The sequence below is a fragment of the Synechococcus sp. CC9605 genome (assembly GCF_000012625.1).
Lineage (GTDB): Bacteria > Cyanobacteriota > Cyanobacteriia > PCC-6307 > Cyanobiaceae > Parasynechococcus.
In genome coordinates this window covers 1-21022 of the sequence record NC_007516.1, presented here as the reverse complement: position 1 = coordinate 21022, position 21022 = coordinate 1, and the positions used below count along the sequence as shown (strand labels likewise).

General features: G+C 60.8%; 18 protein-coding genes. 5 read left to right on the top strand and 13 right to left on the bottom strand.

Annotated features, from left to right (window positions below):
- Window positions 1-19: 19 nt before the first annotated feature.
- On the top strand, window positions 20-667 hold the full coding sequence (locus SYNCC9605_RS14210) for a type II secretion system F family protein (protein WP_011363062.1): 648 nt from the start codon (window positions 20-22) through the stop codon (window positions 665-667).
- Here SYNCC9605_RS14210 and SYNCC9605_RS00095 read toward each other — a convergent pair.
- Both SYNCC9605_RS00095 and msrB read right to left on the bottom strand, forming a co-directional pair.
- Entirely contained in the window at window positions 642-1910 is a 1269-nt protein-coding gene (locus SYNCC9605_RS00095) for an NAD(P)/FAD-dependent oxidoreductase (RefSeq protein ID WP_011363061.1), read from the bottom strand. The genes SYNCC9605_RS14210 and SYNCC9605_RS00095 overlap by 26 nt on opposite strands.
- Window positions 1882-2385, bottom strand: a complete 504-nt coding sequence (gene msrB, locus SYNCC9605_RS00090) for a peptide-methionine (R)-S-oxide reductase MsrB (RefSeq protein WP_011363060.1) — start codon at window positions 2383-2385, stop codon at window positions 1882-1884. Before msrB ends, SYNCC9605_RS00095 begins: the two co-directional genes overlap by 29 nt.
- A 40-nt stretch (window positions 2386-2425) precedes the next feature.
- Here msrB and dusA point away from each other — a divergent pair, with 40 nt between their 5' ends.
- The gene (gene dusA, locus SYNCC9605_RS00085) at window positions 2426-3421 is read left to right on the top strand and encodes a tRNA dihydrouridine(20/20a) synthase DusA (protein ID WP_011363059.1); all 996 of its coding nucleotides are present in this window, start codon (window positions 2426-2428) and stop codon (window positions 3419-3421) included.
- Window positions 3422-3434: 13 nt separating this feature from the next.
- Here the strand turns inward: dusA and SYNCC9605_RS00080 are convergent, their stop codons facing one another.
- From SYNCC9605_RS00080 to SYNCC9605_RS00050, 7 genes are all read right to left on the bottom strand, one after another.
- Window positions 3435-3956, bottom strand: coding sequence for an RNA recognition motif domain-containing protein (locus SYNCC9605_RS00080; RefSeq protein ID WP_011363058.1), 522 nt, complete (start codon window positions 3954-3956; stop codon window positions 3435-3437).
- Between the two features lie 126 nt (window positions 3957-4082).
- Window positions 4083-5501 (bottom strand): argininosuccinate lyase, encoded by a 1419-nt coding sequence (gene argH / locus SYNCC9605_RS00075; RefSeq protein ID WP_011363057.1) that lies wholly within the window; start codon window positions 5499-5501, stop codon window positions 4083-4085.
- Between the two features lie 28 nt (window positions 5502-5529).
- Entirely contained in the window at window positions 5530-6942 is a 1413-nt protein-coding gene (locus tag SYNCC9605_RS00070) for a PP2C family protein-serine/threonine phosphatase (protein WP_011363056.1), read from the bottom strand.
- A 35-nt stretch (window positions 6943-6977) separates the two neighbouring features.
- Window positions 6978-8516 (bottom strand): signal recognition particle-docking protein FtsY, encoded by a 1539-nt coding sequence (gene ftsY, locus SYNCC9605_RS00065; RefSeq protein ID WP_011363055.1) that lies wholly within the window; start codon window positions 8514-8516, stop codon window positions 6978-6980.
- Entirely contained in the window at window positions 8516-9151 is a 636-nt protein-coding gene (gene nusB, locus SYNCC9605_RS00060) for a transcription antitermination factor NusB (protein WP_011363054.1), read from the bottom strand. Before nusB ends, ftsY begins: the two co-directional genes overlap by 1 nt.
- A 3-nt stretch (window positions 9152-9154) precedes the next feature.
- Complete coding sequence (locus tag SYNCC9605_RS00055) at window positions 9155-9889, bottom strand: DUF502 domain-containing protein (protein WP_011363053.1); 735 nt, start codon at window positions 9887-9889, stop codon at window positions 9155-9157.
- A 50-nt stretch (window positions 9890-9939) separates the two neighbouring features.
- Entirely contained in the window at window positions 9940-10587 is a 648-nt protein-coding gene (locus SYNCC9605_RS00050; RefSeq protein ID WP_011363052.1) for an HpsJ family protein, read from the bottom strand.
- Between the two features lie 36 nt (window positions 10588-10623).
- On the opposite strand from SYNCC9605_RS00050, the gene queG reads away from it, so the two are divergent.
- Genes queG through SYNCC9605_RS00035 form a run of 3 tightly spaced genes read left to right on the top strand, consistent with a single transcriptional unit; the run spans window position 10624 to window position 15004 of the window.
- Window positions 10624-11589, top strand: coding sequence for a tRNA epoxyqueuosine(34) reductase QueG (queG, locus tag SYNCC9605_RS00045; protein WP_011363051.1), 966 nt, complete (start codon window positions 10624-10626; stop codon window positions 11587-11589).
- Window positions 11590-11626: 37 nt separating this feature from the next.
- The gene (locus SYNCC9605_RS00040; RefSeq protein ID WP_257929647.1) at window positions 11627-12490 is read left to right on the top strand and encodes a tetratricopeptide repeat protein; all 864 of its coding nucleotides are present in this window, start codon (window positions 11627-11629) and stop codon (window positions 12488-12490) included.
- 45 nt (window positions 12491-12535) lie between these two features.
- A complete protein-coding gene (locus SYNCC9605_RS00035; protein ID WP_011363049.1) occupies window positions 12536-15004 on the top strand; it encodes a DNA gyrase/topoisomerase IV subunit A in 2469 nt (822 codons plus the stop codon).
- A gap of 7 nt (window positions 15005-15011) precedes the next feature.
- Here SYNCC9605_RS00035 and purF read toward each other — a convergent pair whose 3' ends face one another.
- The 4 genes from purF to dnaN form a co-directional block, all read right to left on the bottom strand.
- Window positions 15012-16469: an amidophosphoribosyltransferase gene (gene purF, locus SYNCC9605_RS00030; protein WP_011363048.1), complete on the bottom strand. Its 1458-nt coding sequence runs from the start codon at window positions 16467-16469 to the stop codon at window positions 15012-15014.
- A gap of 61 nt (window positions 16470-16530) precedes the next feature.
- Complete coding sequence (gene purL, locus SYNCC9605_RS00025) at window positions 16531-18837, bottom strand: phosphoribosylformylglycinamidine synthase subunit PurL (RefSeq protein ID WP_011363047.1); 2307 nt, start codon at window positions 18835-18837, stop codon at window positions 16531-16533.
- A 40-nt stretch (window positions 18838-18877) separates the two neighbouring features.
- Complete coding sequence (locus tag SYNCC9605_RS00020; RefSeq protein WP_011363046.1) at window positions 18878-19633, bottom strand: hypothetical protein; 756 nt, start codon at window positions 19631-19633, stop codon at window positions 18878-18880.
- A 1-nt stretch (window position 19634) separates the two neighbouring features.
- Complete coding sequence (dnaN, locus tag SYNCC9605_RS00015) at window positions 19635-20792, bottom strand: DNA polymerase III subunit beta (protein WP_011363045.1); 1158 nt, start codon at window positions 20790-20792, stop codon at window positions 19635-19637.
- Window positions 20793-21022 lie beyond the last annotated feature (230 nt).

Here is a 21022-nt window from a genome sequence, read left to right as displayed (position 1 = left end):
AGGGTGGGAGTAAGCATCGATGACCGCCTTCATTGCCTCCTACGCCGGTCCCACCGGACAACCGCGAACGGTGACGATCAAGGCAGCCAATCTGGCTGAAGCCAAAAAGCTGCTGCGGCGTCGGGGCATTCGTGCCGAAGAGCTGCGGCCCGTCAGCCTCGGAAACACCCAGGACGGCAAAGCTAATGGGGCCGACGCGGCAGGTCTCAGATCAATCGACCTCAACCGCTTGTTTGAGAAAGCGCCGGGCGTCAAGGAGAAGGCCGTGTTCGCCAGCAAGCTGGCGGCCCTGGTCGATGCCGGAGTGCCGATCCTGATGTCGATGGAGATCTCGAGCGAAACCGCCGGCAACGCGATCATTTCCGATGCGATCCTTGCCTCGCGGGGCATGGTGCAGGAGGGCGTGCTTCTGAGCAATGCGCTAATCCGCCAGAAGGTGCTGCCCGACATGGCTCTGAACATGCTGGCCATCGGCGAGGAAACTGGCGAGATGGACAAAATGCTCAGCAAGGTGGCGGACTTCTACGAAGACGAAGTCGGCGCCATGGTCAAGGCGCTCACCTCAATGCTCGAGCCCGCGATGATTGTGGTGGTGGGGGGAATCGTGGGATCCATCCTGCTGGCGATGTACCTTCCGATGTTCACCGTGTTTGATCAGATCCAGTAATCACTGCAGCGATGGCATGGCCCGCCAACCAACCACCACTCCAGCAAGCCTGAAAGTTGAAACCTCCGGTCACCCCGTCCACATCCAGCAGTTCACCCGCCAGGTAAAGACCAGGACAGCGGCGGCTCTCCATCGTGGCCAGGTTGACGTCCCCCAGGGCGATACCGCCGGCGGTGACGAACTCCTCCCCAAAGGGTCCGCGTCCCTGGATCGGCACACGCTGCGCACAGAGCAGCTCCACCAATCGACGCTCCGCCTTGATCGGCAGATCCGCCCAACGGCGCTCTGGCTCCACCCCAGCCATGGTCAAAAAGGCTTGCCACAACCGCCGCGGCAGATGCTTGCAGGGCTTCGCTGTTGAAAGGGTTCGCCGGGCCTGCTCCTGTCGCCATTGCTGAAACCGCTCGGTCAGCCCCGACCGCCCCAACCCAGCACTCCAATCCAACTTGAGCTCACCCTTGTAACGGTTCTGATGCAGGGCCCTGGCGGCAAAGGCTGACAGGCGCAACGTGGCGGGTCCACTCAGACCACGGTGGGTAATCAGCACCCGCCCGGTCTGGTGGAAGCGCTGATCGCCCAGCTTGAGATCAAGGGCCACATCGTCGATGGCAATGCCACTGCAGGCGGTCAGGGCCGGTGCCTGCAGGGCGAGGCTGAACAGGGATGGCACCGGCGGCACCACCTGGTGGCCGAGGGCTTCCGCCAGGTTTCGGCCACTAGGATGCCCCCCCGTGGCCAGCATCAAGCAGCCCCCATGCAAGGGCTTGAGGCCGCGGCCCTCGAGCACAAACCCCCCCTCTGGGTGAACGCGCACCTGCTGGACCATGGCCTTCGTGCGCAGCTGGACACCCGATGCCCTTGCCGCCTTCTGCAGGCACTGAATCACGGCCTCAGAACGGTTCTGCTGCGGGAACATCCGTCCATCGGGTTCCTCCACCAGAGTGAGCCCATGCTCGTCAAACCAGGCGATCGCATCACCGCAGGCGAAGCGACTGAAGAGCCCCCGCAGGGGTCGACTGCCACGTGGGTAATGGGTCGCCAGTTCACGGGGGTCCCAGCAGGCATGGGTCACATTGCAGCGACCGCCACCACTGATGCGCACCTTCTGGAGGGGCTCAGGGGTGCCTTCCAGCACCAGCACCTTCCGAACCCCCTGCTCGGCTGCAGTGATCGCCGCCATGTACCCGGCAGGACCACCGCCAACAACGATCAGATCAAGCAGGCTGGAAGCGGAGGGCGACACCGTTGTTGCAGTAGCGCTTGCCGGTGGGTCGCGGTCCGTCATTGAACACATGGCCCTGGTGCCCACCACAACGGCTGCAGTGGTATTCCGTGCGCGGCAGGATCAATTTGAAATCTACTTTCGTGGCGATGGCTCCATCCAGGGGCTGCCAGAAGCTGGGCCAACCGGTGCCGCTGTCGAATTTGGCCTCCGACGAAAACAACGCTGCATCACAACCAGCGCAGTGATACGTGCCGGAACGCTTCTCGCCATTGAGCGGACTGGTGAACGGGCGTTCGGTCCCCTCATTGCGCAACACGTCATAGGCCTGGGGAGACAAACGCTCACGCCACTGGTCGGCATTGAGATCCCAGGAGGGATCACCCGCTTTGGACGCCGCCAGCACAGGCTGAGGTCTCCAGAGACTGCCAAACACCCCTGCCATTGCCGCCAACAGCATCGATCGACGGGACAGAACGGCGGCACTCAAGCTCATCGGTGCTGAAGCGGGGATCACGGGCGGTTCTAATGGATTGATGACTGCCTCCGGATCCACCGCTGCCTACCGCTTCAGTGTGGCCCCGATGCTGGATTGCACCGACCGTCACTTCCGGGTGCTGATGCGGCAGATCAGCCGCAGGGCGCTGCTCTACAGCGAAATGGTGGTGGCCCAGGCGCTGCACCACAGCAAGCGACGCAACAAGCTGCTGGACTTTGATCCTGTGGAGCATCCCATTGCCCTGCAGGTGGGGGGAGACGACCCAGCCCTGCTGGCCGAGGCGGCACGACTGGCGCAGGACTGGGGCTACGACGAGATCAACCTCAACGTGGGTTGTCCCAGCCAGAAGGTGCAGGCCGGGAATTTCGGAGCCTGCCTCATGGCGGAACCGGATCTGGTCGCCCGCTGCGTGGAAGCCATGGTGGGCGCAGGGGGACTCCCCGTGACCGTGAAGCATCGGATCGGCATTGACGATCTCGACAGCGATGTGCTGCTGATGAACTTCGTCGATCGGGTGGCACTGGCTGGGGCCAGCCGCTTCGCTATTCATGCCCGTAAGGCCTGGCTGGAGGGCCTCGATCCCAAGCAGAACCGAACGATTCCTCCGCTGCAGCATGAGCGCGTGGTAGCTCTCAAACAACGTCGCCCTGATCTGGTGATTGAACTCAACGGGGGGCTGGAATGCCCTGAAGACTGCCTTCAGGCACTGGAAGGCTGCGATGGCGCCATGGTGGGCCGAGCGGCCTACAGCCATCCCCTGCGCTGGACCAGCGTCGATGCCTTGATCTTCGGGGAGGAATCACGCCAGATCCTGGCGTCAGACATTGTGGACGGGCTGCTTCCCCATGCGGCCGCTCACCTGGAGCAAGGGGGCCGACTCTGGGACCTTTGCCGCCACCTGGTGCAACTCGTTGAAGGCGTCCGTGGTGCACGGCACTGGCGCCGGGAGCTGGGGGAGAAAGCCCAGCGCCCAGGGGCCGACCTGAAAGTCTTGGTCCAAGCCGGGCAACAGCTGAAGGACGCAGGACTCTGATCAACGGCTGAGGTCAGCCCTCAGCTCCGCCGTAACCGGAATATTCATCGCCACCACCACTGGACGATCCACGGCGACGACGGCTGCGACCTTCGTCGTAGGCATTGCCCTCACCAGCGCTATCGCGGGCTCCATAGCTGCGGTCTTCCCAACCCCGTGCACCGGAGGGACGATCACCAGCACCGCCACCGCCGTAGCCGCCACCACCACCACCGCGATAACCACCACCGCCACCGCCGTAGCCACCACCGCCGCCACCGCCATAACCGCCGCCACCACGACGGGGGGCGCTGCCGCGTGGCTCCGCTTTGTTGATCCGCAGAGGACGGCCCATCAGTTCGGCACCCTGCAGTCCCTCAATCGCTGCCTCTTCGGTGGACTCATCGGCCATCTCAATGAAGGCAAAACCACGCTTGCGGCCTGTGTCCCGCTCGAGGGGAAGCGCGCAGTTGGTCACTTCACCGAACTGGGCAAATAGTTCGATTACATCTTCCTGCTCAGCGCGGAAGGGAAGGTTGCCGACAAAAATGCTCACGTTTTGCGTGGACCGGGTACGAAACAGTGGACCGATGAGGCCTTGAACATTGCCATCGGGCCATGACTCCGGAACGAAGTGACATACCTCTGGCTGATTAAGCGTAGACCCGTTTATGGGTGAGAGTCATCCCACCGGCTGAGTTCCGTTGAAACGCTGTAACCAGCGCTGAAGCTGTTCATCAACACGCTCAAATCCTGTCCCCCCTTCACTACGACGGGCAGCTACAACAGCACGGGGCGCCAGGGCGTCATGCAGATCCGCCTCAAAGGCTGGGTGGAGTTCCTTCCAGGCACTCAGATCAAGGTCCCGCAATAGACATCCCTGCTCCAGACAGCGCCGGACCACAGCACCGACCAATTGATAAGCCTCGCGAAATGGAACACCGCGAGACACCAGATAGTCGGCAACATCCGTTGCGTTGGAGAAATCCTGCTCCACTGCTTCATTGAGGCGCTCGACTCTGAAATCAAGGCCTTCCTCAAACAAAATCGCCATCGCCTCAACACAATCACGTGTTGTGCGGAAGGCATCAAACAGCGCCTCCTTGTCTTCCTGAAAATCCTTGTTGTAGGCCAGAGGAAGACCCTTGATCATGGTCAGCAATCCCTGGAGATGTCCGAAGACCCGTCCGGTCTTGCCCCGAACCAGCTCAGGAACATCAGGATTCTTCTTCTGGGGCATCAGACTGCTGCCCGTGGCACAGCGGTCGCTGAGCCGCACGAACCCGAATTCCTCGGATGCCCAGGCGATCACCTCTTCTGCCAGACGGCTGAGGTGCACCATCACCAAGGAAGCGGCAGCGGAGAACTCAACGCAGAAGTCACGGTCACTGACCGCATCGAGGCTGTTGGCATAAACCGCTGAAAAACCAAGCTCCTTCGCGGTGCGCTGGCGATCAATCGGGACCGGCGTGCCCGCCAGGGCAGCAGCTCCAAGCGGGCAGATGTTCACGCGTTTCCGCGCATCCTGAAGTCGCTCACGGTCGCGCTCCAGCATCTCGACATAGGCGAGCAGGTGATGGGCGAGACAGAGCGGCTGGGCCCGCTGCAGGTGGGTGTACCCGGGAATCATGGTGCGGCGATGTCGATCCGCCTGGGTCAGCAGTGCCCCCTGCAACCGCTGCAGATCCTGATCCAGGCCATCCAGCCGTCGCCGCAGCCAGAGGCGTAGGTCAGTCCCAACCTGATCGTTGCGGCTGCGTCCGGTGTGCAACTTCTTGCCCACAGGTCCCAGCAAGGCAATCAGCCGGCGTTCCACTGCGAAATGAACATCCTCGTCGGCCAAACCGGGCTGGAAACTGCCGGATGCAGCCTCAGCACGAACGGTCTCCAGGCCCTCCACCAGCTGCTCAGCCTCCGCCTCCGTGATCACCCCCACGCTGGCGAGCATCCGGGCATGGGCGATCGACCCATCGAGATCCTCCTGAAGAAGGGTCAGGTCAAAACCGATGGAGGCGTTGAACGCCTCGATGAAGGGATGCAGACCCTGCTCAAAACGATCGCTCCAGGTGCCTGCAGCACCACCGGTCACCCCACCAGCCATCAAGTCATCCGTCGATTTCCTCAGCTTGTCAGGCGATTGTCCGTACCTGCACAATCGGCAACGTGACGGCCTCCGGAACTTTCAGCACCACAAGCGACGCGTCATCCTCCAACTGACGATCCGGACCAACAAAACGATCCAAGCGTTCAAACAGGCTGTCCAGAATTCCCTGCGCCCCCTGACCGCTGCGACAGGCCGTTTCAAGGGCACGAATCAGCCGCGCCTCGTCGAAACGATCGCCCGTGATCCCCGGTGCTTCGGTGACACCATCGGTGTAATAGAGCAACACGTCTCCCGGTTCGAGGCGAACCTCACCGAGGGCGAACTCAGCTTCAGGTTGGAGACCGATCAGGAGCCCAGCGGCGTCGAGCCGCATGATCACCCGTCGCTCGGCGCGCCAGAGCAGGGGCGGGTTGTGGGCCGCATTGGCATAACGCAACCGCAACGTGCGCGGATCCAGGTCGGAATAAAACAGCGTCACGAACCGGTGCGACTGCGCAAGGTCTTCCTGCGCCAGCTGGTTGAGGTCGTGAAGAATCCGATCCGGTGGCAGACCGCTGAGAACCTCAGCGCGCAGCATCCCGCGCAGCATCGTCATCAGCAGACCGGCTGGAACGCCCTTGCCCATGACATCGCCCATCACCAGGGCCCAGCGACCACGCTCACGGCGGCGGCCGATGAGTTCCGGACGGGTGGGAATGAAGTCGTAGTAATCACCGCCCACCTGAAAAGCGGGCCGGCAGCGCGCGGCCAGATCAACGCCCTCGATCACGGGGCAACGGTCCGGCAACAACTGGGCCTGAATCTCCGCGCCGATGCTGAGTTGTCGATCCACCCGCTCATGCCGGCGGGCATCCTGCAGCATCTGATCGTTTTCGATCGCAACACCAGCAAGATCCGCCACCAACTGAACGTGCCGACGGTGCACCTCGGTCCAGACCAACGCGCCGTTGCGGGCATAAACGTAAAGGCGACCCCGCGTCCGACCACGGGCCGTCACAGACGTGGCGAACAAAGCCGCTTTGGGCAAGCAGCGTTGCACCAGACGGTCGAGCGCCAACAACTGCTGATCGTCGCTGCCGAAACCAACGGCAGATCCGGGTTCAAAGGCGGCTAAGCGCTGCAGAAGATCCTGGGACAGCTCAGCTGGACTCCCCTGCAACTGATCACGCCAAAGGCGACCATCCGACTGAAACGGAACAAGCAAAGCCCCCTCAACACCAACCAGACGGGAGGCCACGACAGGCACAAGCTCAAGAAAACGCTGGAGGTTGGTGAAGCTGCGGAGAGCAAACCCCAGGGAGACCAACAGATCCTGATTGCGGCGCTGTTCACTGCTGAGGCTGTCAAACAGCTGACGCAACGAAGCCATCGCCTCGGGCGAGGGGTTCCCGGTCCGCTGCGCAGAGCTGGGGTGACGTCCGGGCGGCTTGCTGCTCAACCTCGCACCCCCAGGATCCGCAAGGTAGCAACGCTTCAGCGTCCAGCCAGCAGAGCCTCAACGAATTCGAAACTGTTGAAGGGGCGCAGATCGCGGATTCCTTCCCCAGCACCGATGAAACGAATCGGCAATCCCGCCTCAGACGACACCGCCAGAGCAACTCCGCCACGGGCCGTGCCGTCGAGTTTGGTGATCACAACGCCGGTGAGGCCGGCCGCCTGGGCAAAGGCCATGGCCTGGCGAAGACCGTTCTGACCCTGGCTTGCATCAAGAACCAGCAAGGATTCGACCTTCGCCTCCGGCGCCAAACGGTCGATGATCTTCCTGACTTTTTGAAGCTCCTCCATCAGGTTGTGCTTGGTCTGCAAGCGTCCGGCAGTGTCCACCAACAGCAGATCAGACTTACGCGAGCGGGCGGCGCCAATCGCATCGAAAACAACGGCAGCGGGGTCGGCATTGCTGCTGGGGTTGGACACCACCGGAACATCACTGCGCTCTCCCCAGACCTCAACCTGCTGCACAGCTGCAGCCCGGAAGGTGTCTGCGGCCGCGATCAGAGCCGAATAACCGCTGCGAACAGCAAGGTTGGCGAGTTTTCCCAGGGTGGTGGTCTTGCCAACCCCATTAACCCCCACCATCAACCAAATGTTGAGGCGATCCCGTTCCGGCGCCAGTAATGGAACACCACTGGCCTGGATCGGCGCATCCAACAAGCCACGCAGCTGTTCCTTCAGAAAGCGAATCCCTTCCGCAGGGTCGACCACCTCCTCATTCATCCGCTGACGCAAGGCATCCAGCACCTGATCGGTGGCCTGAACGCCAGCATCCGCTCTCAGCAGGAGAGTTTCCAGATCATCGAGAACCTCCGGCGTCAGCGGGTCATCACCGAGATTCTCCAGAAGGCTGGTAACAAAGCCCTGACGGGTCTTTTCAAGGCCGCGGCGAAGCCGACCCAACCAGTCGATTTCCTCGAGGGAAACCTGATCGACACGACGGCCCTGGGCTGCAAGCACCTCAGCAGACCAGGTGAAATCCTGATCAAAGTCGCCCAACTGCGGCTCTTCTGAGTCGACAACTGGCGCAGGGGTCGGAGCCGGCGTGGGTGCAGGGGGAGCCTCAACAGCCCTTTGATCCAGATCCTGCTGTCGCTGCTGGCGCTGTGCTGCAGCCTGCTCCAGCAGCGACAGTCCGGGGGCTGGTGCTGGAGACGGCGTCGGTAAAGGTGATAGAGACGGCGTTGGTAACGGTGCCGGTCCTGGGGTTGAGGTTGGGGTTGGGGTTGGTGGAGGTGTAGGCGCTGGTTCTGGACTTGGCGCAGGGGTGGACTCGGGAGCCACTTCAACGACAGAAGCCGCAGCATGTTGTTGAGCCTTCAGGCGGGCATAGGCCTCACGAGCCCAAACCAGGGCTTCGTCTTCTTCCTCAGTGGCTGCGGGAGCTGGAGTCGGCTCAGGCGCTGCTGAAACGGGAGCTTCCGTTCCAGCATCTGTCGGTTCTGGCGTCGGCGCAGGGGTGGGCGTCGGCTCCGGCTTCAGAGACTCCTCGGCCTGTCGTTCGAACCAGTTGAACACCATCAGGCCGATGCTTTCGATTGAGCGTCGTGGAAACGACGCAACACACCATTGATCATCCGGCGACCCTGCTCATCGCTGTAACGGTTGGCCAGCTCAACCGCCTCGTTGAAGGCCACCGGAGCAGGAGTGCGCAGGCTTTCCAGGTCAACGACAGCCAATCGGAGGATGTCCCGATCGATCCGCGGAAGCCGGGTCAGTCTCCAGCCCTCCATCACCTGATCCAACCGTTTGTCGATGCCCTCGCGCTGGGTGAGCACCTTCTGAACCCGCTCCATGGCGCCGCGGCGGATCTGCTCCTGGTCGCCAAGCAACAACAGCCGAGGCAACTCAAGACTGGCGGACAAACCATTCAAGACCTGTTCAGCAGAACTCAAAGAGGCGCGAAGATGGGTGCGGACGGTGTCATGGGTTCCTGGTTCGCCCTGCTGCAGCTCGCTGTCCAGCAGGGACTGCTGCGCCTGATCGAGCTCTGCAGCACTGGCATCAAGCGACTCACGCCAGTGCTGAGTGAGGGTGTCGAGGGCTTGGTCCAGGATCGAATCAAGGGCCAGGTCAGCGACTGAGGCTGACCTCTGTTCCGGCACCTGACCAAGCACCAGCAAGGCCAGCTCGCGTGTGAGGGATCGTGTGGCCATGACTCAGCTGGAAGGAGATGCAGAAGCCCGTAACTGGGCCATGAGGCTGGAGAAACTCCGATTCACAGGAGCTTCACGATCATCGGGGTTGACAATGCCGGCCGAAATGATCGTTCGGAAAGCTTCTTCAACGCTGATCTCGAGCTCTCGGACGGATCCAGCTGGAACAAGGGTGTACCAACCGGTGGTGGGATTCGGTGCGGTGGGAATAAACACACTTAACAAGGGCTCCTTCAGATCAGATTTAAGTGAAGGCCCCACCTCCCCGGTGACAAAACCAACGCTGAACAATCCCTCCCTGGGGTACTCAACGAGAACGACACGACGGAAGCGGGAGGAGTTGTCGCGGAAGAAGGTCTCGAGCAGCTGCTTCAGCGTCTTGTAGACCGATCCAGCCAGGGGAATCCGGCTCAAAGTGCCTTCACCGAACTCCAACAGCCAGCGACCCACGATGTTTCGGGCCATCAAGCCGATCAGAAGGATGCCCATCAGAGGCACCGTGAGACCGAGAGCAAGATTGATCAGATCCTGAAGCAGTGGATTCAGGGTGATGAACGGATTGAACTGCTTCGGTATCGAGGTCAGAAAAGCCAGAACAAAGCGACTGACGATCGTTGACAGCCAAATAGTGGTCGCCAGCGGGATAACCACCAGCAACCCTGCAATCAGGTCGTTTTTCAGATCTTGCCGAAGCCTTGCGGACAACGGCAGATCAGGTCTGGGATTGGACTGGACCAAGGAGCTACTGCGCCCAGCTTTGAGTGAAGTCTGACCAACTTAACCAGCGGTCAGAGCACTGCCGTGAACGCAAGGAGCGCAAACGCAATCGCAAGAACCACAGCCGAGATGGTTCCACCGATGAACCGCTGCTGGGATTCGCGGGCCTGGCCGGCCTCAAAGGTCTTGAGTTGGGCCTCCATCTGGGCGATCTGATCGTCCACCATCTTTTGTGCCGCCCGCAGCTTGTCGTCCTCTGTGGCATCGGCTGCGAGTTGACCGGCCTGGGCCAACTGCTCACCAAGGGAGGTGACCTGCGCTGCATCGGCGCGGAAGGCTCGAGCATCCTTCAGCGCTTCGCGGCCCTGTTCCAGATTCTGCTGGCGGGCCACGTCACCCGCACCCCCATCTAGGGACATGGGCACGGCTATCACCATGCCGAAGGCCAACAGCGCTGAAAGGACGGCAATGAGCAGACGCAAAGGAGTGCGCTGCTGACGGGGATGATCCAACCTTGATCCGATCAGGCATATCAACAAACCGGCAAATCCCAGAGGAGCAAGGGCAACAAGCGGTCCGGTGACCTGCGGGCGTGGAGCATCCGCACCCCAGTCGACACCGACAAGAACAGCCAGCATCTGCAGGACAAGGATCACCACGAGGGTCAAACCAAGCCAGCGCAGCAAGGAAGCAAGCCGTCCTGTCTCAGTGCTGGTCACAGAGAAGATGCTGATAAGCGCCCAACCTTAAGGTCGATGCAAGGGCATGTCACCGATCAACAAACTCGTTTAAGCGAGGCTCTGAAGCGTCGCGCCGCTGAGGAAGGGTTCAATCCCGTTGGCATTGCCAGAATCCCGGGAAGTCCACGGCTGCAGCTGCGCACGAAAGCCCTGCAGCGATGGTTGGACCATGGTCATCAAGCTGACATGGCCTGGATGGCCGCCCCCCGTCGGCGAGACCCCAGGCTTCTATTGGACGGAGCCAACAGCGTGCTCGCCGTTGGCCTCAACTACTACGTCGACGCCCAACCCTCCCCCGGCTCCCTCAAAGTCGCCCGCTACGGCTGGGGGCGGGACTATCACCGGGTTGTGGATCAACGGCTGCGACGGATCGGTCGCTGGCTTTCGGAACAACGGCCCGACTGCGGTTGGCGCGCCTGTGTTGACGCCACACCGCTGCTGGACAAAGCCTGGGCTGAGGAAGCCGGCCTGGGCTGGATCGGCAAACACAGCAATCTGATTCACCCCGAACGGGGCTCGTGGATGGTGATCGGCCATCTGCTAACAACGGAGCCCTTGAACGCCGACCCACCAGCCCGCAGCCTCTGTGGACGCTGCAGCGCTTGCATCGATGCCTGCCCCACGCATGCGATCCGCGAACCTTTTGTGGTGGATGCAAGGCGTTGTCTGGCCTTTCACACGATCGAAAACCGTGAAGATGACTTACCGGAGAACATTCGCGCCGCTCTTGGGTCGTGGGTGGCGGGCTGTGACATCTGCCAGGACGTCTGCCCCTGGAACCACCGAAGCTTGCCCCAGAGCAACGATCCCGACATGCAGCCACGCCCATGGCTGCTGAATCTGCACAAGGAGGAGATTCAGACCTGGGATGACAGCGTCTGGGAGCAAAAGCTGCGGGGGTCGGCATTGCGCCGGATCAAACCCTGGATGTGGCGACGCAACGCCGCTGCAGCACAACCGGATCCCACACCTACGCTTTAGTGACTCCATCCTCGCTCCAGTGCTTCGTCGAATTGGCTTGCGTCGAACGCTGGCGGCTGCACTGGTCGTTCTGGGGAGTTGGTTTGGTGCCCCATCAGCCAACGCCCTGATCCCCTACGTCTACTTGCCCACAGAAGAGGAGCTCAAGGGCTCGTCGATCGGCATCGGACGGACCGCTGCACAGCTGCTTCAGCTGGGGCAAGCCAAGGACGCTGCACGACTCGCGGCGCTGGCGGTGCGGCTCAACCCCAATGACGAACGGTTCTGGTCGATCCTGGCGGAGGCTCAACTCCGCAACAACAACCTCCAGGATGCAAGCCGATCTCTGGCCCGCGCCAAGCAGCTGAATCCCGAAAAGGCAGGTCTGTGGTTCGCCGAAGCGGCGATCGCATTGCGGGCAGAACGACCGGATTATGCCGTTCCCTTGATCACCCGCGGACTGCAATTGGATCCGGACAACGCTCCGGCCTATTTCGACCTCGGCAACGCCAGGATCATGCAGGGCGAACTCCCTCTGGCCCTGAAATCATTCGAAAGAGCCACCGCTCTGAAGCCGGAGTTCTGGGAAGCCCTGAACAACCAAGCCCTGGTGCTTTTTGAGATGGGCCAGCGTCAGGAGGCTGTACGACGTTGGCGCCGCGTGTTGAAGCTGGAGAACAACGCAGAACCGATGCTGGCCCTGGCCGCAGCTCTGCATCAACGGTGTGAGCAGAGCGAAGCGATCCAGCTTGCGGCCACAGCGTTGGCCAAGAATCCCAACTACGTCTTGCCCCTGCATCAAGCGGAACAGCTTTGGGGGGTGCGCATCCGTCAGGCGACGGCACAATTGCTGAGCGAGCCGCAGCTCACCAACAGCGTGGAACGAGCCCAAGCCAACGCAACGTGGAAGAAAAACCAGTGATCATCTGTAGGCTGAGCGCCTTCCGGTCGGAGAACGACAGACCGAATGGCTGAGGAGCGCGTTCAACCGATCGCCCTGCATCAGGAGATGCAGCGCTCCTACCTCGAATACGCGATGAGCGTGATCGTGGGTCGGGCCTTGCCCGATGCCCGCGATGGTCTCAAACCCGTCCAACGACGCATCCTCTACGCGATGCAGGAACTGGGGCTGACCCCAGACCGTCCATACCGCAAATGCGCAAGGGTCGTTGGTGATGTTCTGGGCAAGTACCACCCCCACGGTGATCAGGCGGTCTATGACGCCCTGGTGCGGCTTGTTCAGACGTTCTCCAGCCGTCATCCCCTGCTCGATGGCCACGGCAATTTCGGCTCGGTGGACGACGACCCACCGGCGGCGATGCGGTACACAGAAACCCGTCTGGCACCCATCTCCCATCAAGCAATGCTTGAGGAGATTGGTGAGGACACGGTTGATTTTGCGCCGAACTTCGATGGGTCCCAACAGGAACCCACCGTTCTTCCGGCCCAGCTTCCCTTCCTGCTGCTGAACGGCTGCTCTGGCATCGCCGTCGGCATGGCGACCAGCATCCCTCCTCACAATTTGGGAGAAGTTGTGGATGGTCTGGTCGCCCTGATCCGCAAGCCGGAGCTGAGTGACGAGAAACTGCTGGAACTGATCCCGGGACCCGACTTCCCCACCGGCGGTGAAGTGCTGATCAGTTCAGGCCTGCGGGACACCTACCTGCATGGCCGCGGCAGCATCCCCATGCGCGGCGTCGCCCACACCGAAGAGGTGCAACCCGGCAAAGGGCGCCACAAACGAAATGCCGTTGTGGTCACGGAACTGCCCTATCAGCTCAGCAAGGCCGGCTGGATTGAAAAACTGGCGGAATCCGTCAACGACGGAAAAATCGGCGGAATCGCCGACATCCGCGACGAAAGCGACCGCGAGGGCATGCGCGTGGTGGTGGAGCTGCGCCGCGATGCAGATCCGGGGAAGGTGCTGAAGGATCTGCAGCGTCGAACAGCGCTGCAGAGCAACTTCGGAGCCATCCTGCTGGCCCTGGTGGATGGACAACCCCAGCAGCTTTCGCTGCGCCAACTGCTGCAGACCTTCCTTGATTTCAGGGAACTGACCCTGATCCGGCGCACCAGTCATGCCCTGCGCAAGACCGAAGACCGGCTTGAGGTTGTGGAAGGGCTGATCACAGCCCTGAACAATCTTCAGGCCGTGATCGCCATGATCCAGGAGGCAAATGACGCCGCCTCAGCCCGCGCCAGCCTGATGGTGCGCCTCGACCTCAGCGAACGTCAGGCCGATGCGGTGTTGGCCATGCCCCTGAGGCGCCTGACCGGACTCGAACAGGAAAGCCTGCGCCAGGAGTTGGATGAGCTTCGGGCGAAACGTCAACGCCTCAAGTTGCTCCTGGACAACCGGGACCAACTGCTGGACGCGATGGTGACGGAACTCAAAGGATTGAAAAAACGCTTCAGCACCCCGCGGCGAACACGCTTGGTGGAAGGCGGTGATGCCCTTATGGCCGAACGAGCGGCCAGCCAACGCCCGAACACAGAACTGCTGCGTCAGCAGGCCCTGGCTGCACTGCCCGGAGATGGTCGGGTGCTGATCCAGGCCGATGGACAAGTGAAAATCTTCACCCCCCAGGTGCTGGGCCGGCTGCACCTCAATGATCCCTGCCCCGTTGGTGATGCACCATCTCCCGCACGGGTAATCCTGCCCATCGAACCACCACCGCGACTGCTGGCGGTGAGCGCAGGGGGACGCATCGCCCAGGTGCGCTGGGAATTTGCCGGCCAGCAACCCGGCCCAATTGACCGTTTCCTGCCCACGGGCCTGGATGGCGACCCTATCGTTTCGCTGCTGTCTCTGCCCAGCCAAAACATCGATGAATTGAGTCTCGGCTTGCTCAGCAGCGATGGACGCTTTAAGCGCCTCCCCGTCAGTGAAGTGGTGGACCTTTCCGGTCGAGCCACCAGCGTTCTTAAGTTGAAAGAGGGCGTTGAGCTCAATAACGCGGTGATCTGTCGCAACCAGGGAACACTGGTGCTGATCAGCGACATCGGTCGCCTGTTGCGGCTGCGCATCAACGAAGAATCCCTGCCGCTGATGGGTCGGTTGGCGCAGGGACCCATGACCATGCGATTGCTCCCCGGAGAACAGATCGTCGGAGCCGTCTGCACGGAACAGGCACCACTGATGCTGTTCAGTCAGCGGGGAATGATCGGCCGCATCGATTGTTCAGGCATGCGCTACAACCAGCGGGGCGATCTCGGCAGCATGGCGGTGCAGGTTGATGCGGAATCAGATCGCCTTGTGGGAGTCAGCGCTGGACCAGGTCTTGTGGGTGTGCGCACCAGCAAGGACCGTCACGGACGCTTGAATCCGGACAACATCACCATCTCAAAACCCGGAGACAAACTGATGGAGAAAATGTCTCTTCAGAGCGGAGAAACCATCGTTGAAGTGATCAACGCCATTCAACCGAATCCCTGAGCGGCGATCAGGAGCTGCAATTCCGCTCCAGCCATTGGAAATAATCTTCATCGATTCCGCCGGTCACATAGTGGCCATCAAAACAAGACATCTCGAGGTCCTTGATCTCAGTGTTTTCAACAATGCTTTCCAGCAGATTCTCAACGGTCTGGTAAACAACATGATCAGCACCAAGGACATCTGAAATCTCATCACTGGTTCGGCCGTGGGCCAGGAGTTCCGCCCGGGTTGGCATGTTGATCCCATAAACATTGGGATAGCGAACCGGTGGAGCAGCCGACGTGAACGTCACCTTGTTAGCACCAGCGCTGCGTGCCATCTGAACAATCTCGCGGGACGTTGTGCCACGAACAATCGAATCGTCCACAATCAAGACATTCTTGCCGGCAAATTCAGTACCGAGAGCGTTGAGTTTCTGCCGAACTGACTTCTTACGTTCAGCTTGACCCGGCATGATGAAGGTTCGGCCGACATAGCGGTTTTTGTAAAAGCCTTCGCGATAATCGAGACCCAATCGCTTGGCCACCTGCATCGCCGAAGGCCTAGCTGAATCAGGAATCGGCATCACAACATCGATATCACCCGCAGGCAACGTTTCGGCAATGGTTTGAGCCAAGCGATCACCCATGCGCAGCCGGGACTCATACACCGAAATACCGTTCATGACGGAATCCGGCCGCGCCAAATACACGTACTCAAATGCGCAGGGAATCAATCGTGGAGAATCCGCACACTGACGCTGATGCAAGTTCGAATCAACATCAATGAACACCGCTTCTCCAGGGTCAACATCACGAACGATCTCGTAGCCGCTGTTTTCAATCACCAGGGATTCACTGGCGACAATCCACTCCTCTCGTCCCTGTTCAGACAACCGCCTGCCGAGAATCAGAGGACGAATTCCATAGGGGTCCCGAAACGCCAGCATTCCGTGGCCCGCTATCAAAGCGATCGCTGCGTAGGAACCCTGAACGCGGTGATGCAGTGATGCCACCGCATTAAACAACTGATCCGGTGTCAGATCACGGCCTGTGAGCTGAGATTGAATCTCCGTGGCCAACACATTGACCAGCATCTCCGTATCACTGGTCGAATTGGTGTGACGACGATCAATCTTGAACAGATCCTGCTCAAGCTGATGGGTGTTGGTGAGATTGCCGTTATGAACAAAAGTGATGCCATACGGGGCATTCACATAGAACGGCTGAACTTCCTCTTCTGATGCAGCAGCACCACGGGTGGCATAACGAACGTGACCGATCCCGGCATTGCCCAGAAGCTTTCGCATGTCTCGTGTGCGAAAGGCTTCACGCACACGTCCCCTTTGTTTGTGCACGTGGAATGTGTGATTGTCCATCGTGACAATCCCTGCTGAGTCCTGACCACGGTGCTGAAGCAGAAGCAGATTGTCGTAGATCTGTTGGTTGACTGAGTCAACACACAACATTCCGATAATGCCGCACATGATGAATCCGAAGTCAGAGAGATAAGGAAGAGAAACGACAGTCAGGCAACGGCTGACTGAATCACTCCGAATGCATCCGTCGGGGCAACGCATCACGGAAAACAGCAGCACAGCGTTCCACCTCAAGATCGAGCTGAACAGCTGATTCCGATCGGATCACCAATCGAGCCTCCAGGGTGACGCTGCCGAGTTGGGTGACGCAGAGCGCTGGATTGGATCCGATCAACTGCTCCCATGCAGGGAAGGATGCTGCATTCACCGACACAATCACCCGGCTGCCGCCTTCGGCGAACAGCACCCGCTCCAGGCGTGCCGAACCTGTGGACAGCGTCACACTGATGCCCAGATCAGAGGCGATGCAGGATTCAGCCAACGCCACCGCGAGGCCGCCATCACTGCAGTCGTGAGCGGAGGCCAACAGACCTTGGGCAATGGCCTCGCGCACCAGACTCCCCACCGCTGCTTCAATGGCAAGATCGGGCTTGGGCGGTCGTCCGGCCAAGGATCCAAGGGTCTGCTGCTGATAGGCACTGCCCGCCAAACCAAGGCTGGGATCAGCACCATCCTCCGGCGGAACACCGATGAGGAAGATCGCATCGCCGGGCTGTTGCCAGGCCAAGCAAGTCACACGGCTGATGTCATCCACACCACCAACCATGCCGATCACCGGCGTGGGGTGGATCGGTTGCATCGTGCCGTCGTCCTGTTTGGTCTCGTTGTAGAGCGAGACATTGCCGCCGGTGACGGGGGTGTTGAGGGTGCGGCAGGCATCGGAGATCCCGCGGCAGGCCATGGCCAGCTGCCAGAACCCCTTGGGTGTTTCCGGTGAGGGGAAATTGAGGTTGTCGGTCACCGCCAGGGGCTCCGCCCCCACACAACTCAGGTTGCGTGCTGCTTCGGCGACGGCCGCCTGAGCGCCGCGTTCGGGATCCAGGGCAACCCAACGGTTGGGGCAGTCCACCGTGGCGGCAACACCACGATTGGATGCAGCCATGGATCCATTGCCCTGCTGGGGTCTCAAACGCACCACAGCGGCATCAGCGGCACCGGACGAGACCACCGTGTTGGCCAGCACCTGCTGGTCGTACTGACGGTGAACCCACTGCTTGCTCGCAATGGTGGGGTCATCCAGAAGCTGCAGCAGGGCTGCCGCGGCATCGCTCAGCACCGGAAGCTCCTGCTCGGTCCAACCCCAGAGCGCCTGAAGATCTGCCGGGGGCTCCTGCAAGAGGGCATGTTTTTCAATCGGCGTGTCATCGGCAAGAGCCGTGGCCGGCACCTCAGCGGCGACGGCACCGTGATGCAACACCCGCACAATCGGTTCCTGGAGCACCTTGCCCACAAGCGCCGCCTGCAAGCCCCAGCGACGGAACCGCTGCATCAAGGCATCCTCCCGGCCAGCCTTCACCACAAACAACATCCGTTCCTGGGATTCCGACAACAGGAACTCGTAGGCCGTCATCCCGGTTTCACGGGCCGGAACTCGGTCCAGGTCCAGTTCCACCCCCAGGCCCCCTTTCGCAGCCATTTCCGAACAGCTGCAGGTGAGACCAGCGGCGCCCATGTCCTGAGCGGCCACCACATCACCACTGGCGAACGCCTCAAGACAGGCTTCGATCAGCCCTTTCTCCAGAAACGGATCACCCACTTGAACGGCGGGGCGATCATCCAGGGAATCAGCACTGAGCTCAGCGCTGGCAAAGCTGGCTCCCCCCATACCGTCCCGGCCGGTGGTGCTGCCCACGTACACCACAGGATTGCCGACGCCGATCGCGCCGGATTTGACGATCTCCTCGGTCTCCATCAACCCGAGGGCCATGGCATTCACCAGCGGATTGCCGGAATAGGAGGGATCAAAAGCCACCTCACCACCCACCGTCGGCACCCCAACGCAGTTGCCGTAATGGGCAATGCCCGCCACAACACCTTCCATCAGGCCAACGTTGGCGGGATCCTCAAGGGGACCGAAGCGCAGGGCATTCAACAACGCGATCGGACGAGCTCCCATCGTGAAAATGTCGCGCAGGATGCCGCCCACCCCTGTTGCGGCCCCCTGAAAGGGTTCAACGGCGGAGGGGTGGTTGTGGCTTTCGATCTTGAAGGCCAACCGATGGCCCCCTCCGAGATCGACCACGCCAGCGTTTTCACCGGGACCCACCAGGATGCGTGGCCCCTCCGTGGGGAAGCCACTCAGCAACGGCCGGGAATTGCGATAACAGCAGTGTTCGGACCACATCACGCCGAACATGCCCAGTTCGGCTCGATTCGGCTCGCGGCCGAGCCGCCGACAGATCTCATCCCAGTCACTGGGCTTGAGCCCTTCCTGCTTCAGGGCTGCAGCTATGTCGTACGCAGGGGAGGAAACCACGAATCGCGGAGCACCTCCCCCCAGTGTTGCCGACCGCCCGTCAGACCCAGGGGTCTTCATCCTCGCGACGGCGTCGGGAGGAGGTCTCGTCCCAGCTTTCTTCGTCCCAGACCTCTGGTCCGGACACGCCCTCTGGTTCGACGTCGTCGTCGGCTGTAGAGCGCACGCTTTCCGATCGCAGCTCATCGATGGGCGAGTCGTCCAACCAACCCTCCAGACGATCGGTTGCACGGTCACCCATTGACCGCAACTGGTCTCGCCAGTGTTGGGTGCGTTGGAGCAGATCCTGACGAACGCTGGCGCGGGCCATCGGCAGATCATCCAATCCCATCAGGCCGGTTTGGATCTGACCCGGTTGTTGATCAAGGATGCGATCGGGAGCCAAACGCCATCGGGAACTTCCTGGTAGACGCGGATCGCTGCGGGCGATCAGGTAGTGAAGAATCGCGCCATCAGCAGGTCGAAAATCAAGGTCCACAACGCTGCCGATCCGCTCACCGTCGCGATCCAGCAAGGCTGCATCCATCAGCGTCGGCAAGCGCTCCAAGGTCACCTGATCGGTGACCGCCGGTTCGCCACGCACGAACACCTGTTGATCGCTCAAACCACAACACTGGTTCAAACGCCACACATCCCGTGACATGCGCAGGGCCGATGGGCGACTTACCCAACCGAGCAAACGATGCACCGGCGGATGCATCCAAGCCATGACCCCTGGCCCGTGATCAAGGCCCAGATCACAACGGACCGTGTGACTCAGAAGATCACTCAGAAGCAGCTGATCCGGTAGCGACACATCAGGAACGGATCTGAACGGGCATCACCAAATAGGTGAAGGCTTCGGACGCGTCATCGGAACGGAGCACGGCTGGCGTGGTGGGGGCATTGCAGTGCAGAACAATTCGATCAGAGCCCATGGCTTTGAGGCCATCCAGCAGATAGCGAACGTTGAAGGCAATCTGCATGGCGTCACCCTCCAAGTTGGCGGGAAGCGACTCGGAACCACTGCCCACATCCTGCGCATCGGCGCTGATCTGAACAACACCGTCCTCAGGCTGACTGCTGAACTTCACAACGTTGTTGTGTTGATCAGCAAGCACAGCAATCCGCTCCAAAGCGGCGATCAAGGCACGACGGTCCATTCCAAAGGTGCGGGCGAAGCCGTCAGGGATCAGCTGGCCGTAATTGGGATAGGTGCCTTCCAAGGTGCGACTGGTGACCATCTGGTCGGCCGCAAGAAACACCACCTGGCCGCGATCACAGAACAAACTGACCGGTTCATCGGACCGCCAGGACGCCATCAGCCGCTCCACCTCCCGCAGCGAGCGCGATGGGAGTGTCACCGCGAAACCGTCGTCATCAACGGCGTCGGTGACGGCCTCATCCTGCAGGGCATCCTCAACATTGAGCACAGCAAGGCGGTGACCATCGGTGGCAGCCGCTTCCAGAGCCCGCTGGTTGAACTTGAGATGCACGCCTGTGAGCAGTTGCTTCGCTTCATCAGCACTGCTGGCAAACAGGGTGCCTTTGAGCGCCTGCACCAACCGTTCCGGTTGCAGCTTGAGCGTCATGCCACTCTCCACCATCGGAAGATCGGGATAGTCGTCGGCGCTCATGCCGCGCATCTGATAACTGCCGCTGAGGCTGGTCAGCTGAACCTGCTCACCGGAATCATCGACGGCGAGAGTGACTGGAGAATCGCTGGACAAGCGGGACACGATCTCTCCCAGCAGCCGAGCCGGAAGTGTGATGGCACCGCTGATTTCCACACTGGCGGCGAGAGATGTCTGAATTCCCAGACTCAGGTCAAAACCGGTGAGGCTGAGGCGATTGCTGCCGGCATCGGCGGTCAGCAACACATTGGCCAGAACCGGGTGTGTGGGGCGTGTGGCGACCGCACGGCTCACCAATTGCAGAGCGCCATTCAGTTCGGACTGTGAACAGACCACCTTCATCGTCCTGAAGACCTGAGCGCGCTGAGGTGTCCCACGGTTTCACAGGCTGAGGGGAAGTGCAATGGCCAACGCCTTGGAAGCCTCTGTTCGGCTGTTTGGTTCTTATGGATTTAAAAAATAAAAGAGAAAAACAGCCGTCGTAGGGCCTGGGGAAAAGGGGGAAAGCCACTCAAAATCCAGTTTTCACAACAACTCTCGACGAACCAAGGCTGAGGAGAATTTTTCACAGG

Excerpts from the sequence above, each read along its gene's own strand:
- ftsY (WP_011363055.1), bottom strand. The coding sequence starts at position 8,516 with ATGGTGTTCAACTGGTTCGAACGACAGGCCGAGGAGTCTCTGAAGCCG.
- purF (WP_011363048.1), bottom strand. The coding sequence starts at position 16,469 with ATGTGCGGCATTATCGGAATGTTGTGTGTTGACTCAGTCAACCAACAG.
- SYNCC9605_RS14210 (WP_011363062.1), top strand. The coding sequence starts at position 20 with ATGACCGCCTTCATTGCCTCCTACGCCGGTCCCACCGGACAACCGCGA.
- SYNCC9605_RS00035 (WP_011363049.1), top strand. The coding sequence starts at position 12,536 with ATGGCTGAGGAGCGCGTTCAACCGATCGCCCTGCATCAGGAGATGCAG.
- queG (WP_011363051.1), top strand. The coding sequence starts at position 10,624 with ATGCAAGGGCATGTCACCGATCAACAAACTCGTTTAAGCGAGGCTCTG.
- dnaN (WP_011363045.1), bottom strand. The coding sequence starts at position 20,792 with ATGAAGGTGGTCTGTTCACAGTCCGAACTGAATGGCGCTCTGCAATTG.
- argH (WP_011363057.1), bottom strand. The coding sequence starts at position 5,501 with ATGGCTGGTGGGGTGACCGGTGGTGCTGCAGGCACCTGGAGCGATCGT.
- nusB (WP_011363054.1), bottom strand. The coding sequence starts at position 9,151 with ATGGCCACACGATCCCTCACACGCGAGCTGGCCTTGCTGGTGCTTGGT.
- dusA (WP_011363059.1), top strand. The coding sequence starts at position 2,426 with ATGACTGCCTCCGGATCCACCGCTGCCTACCGCTTCAGTGTGGCCCCG.
- msrB (WP_011363060.1), bottom strand. The coding sequence starts at position 2,385 with ATGAGCTTGAGTGCCGCCGTTCTGTCCCGTCGATCGATGCTGTTGGCG.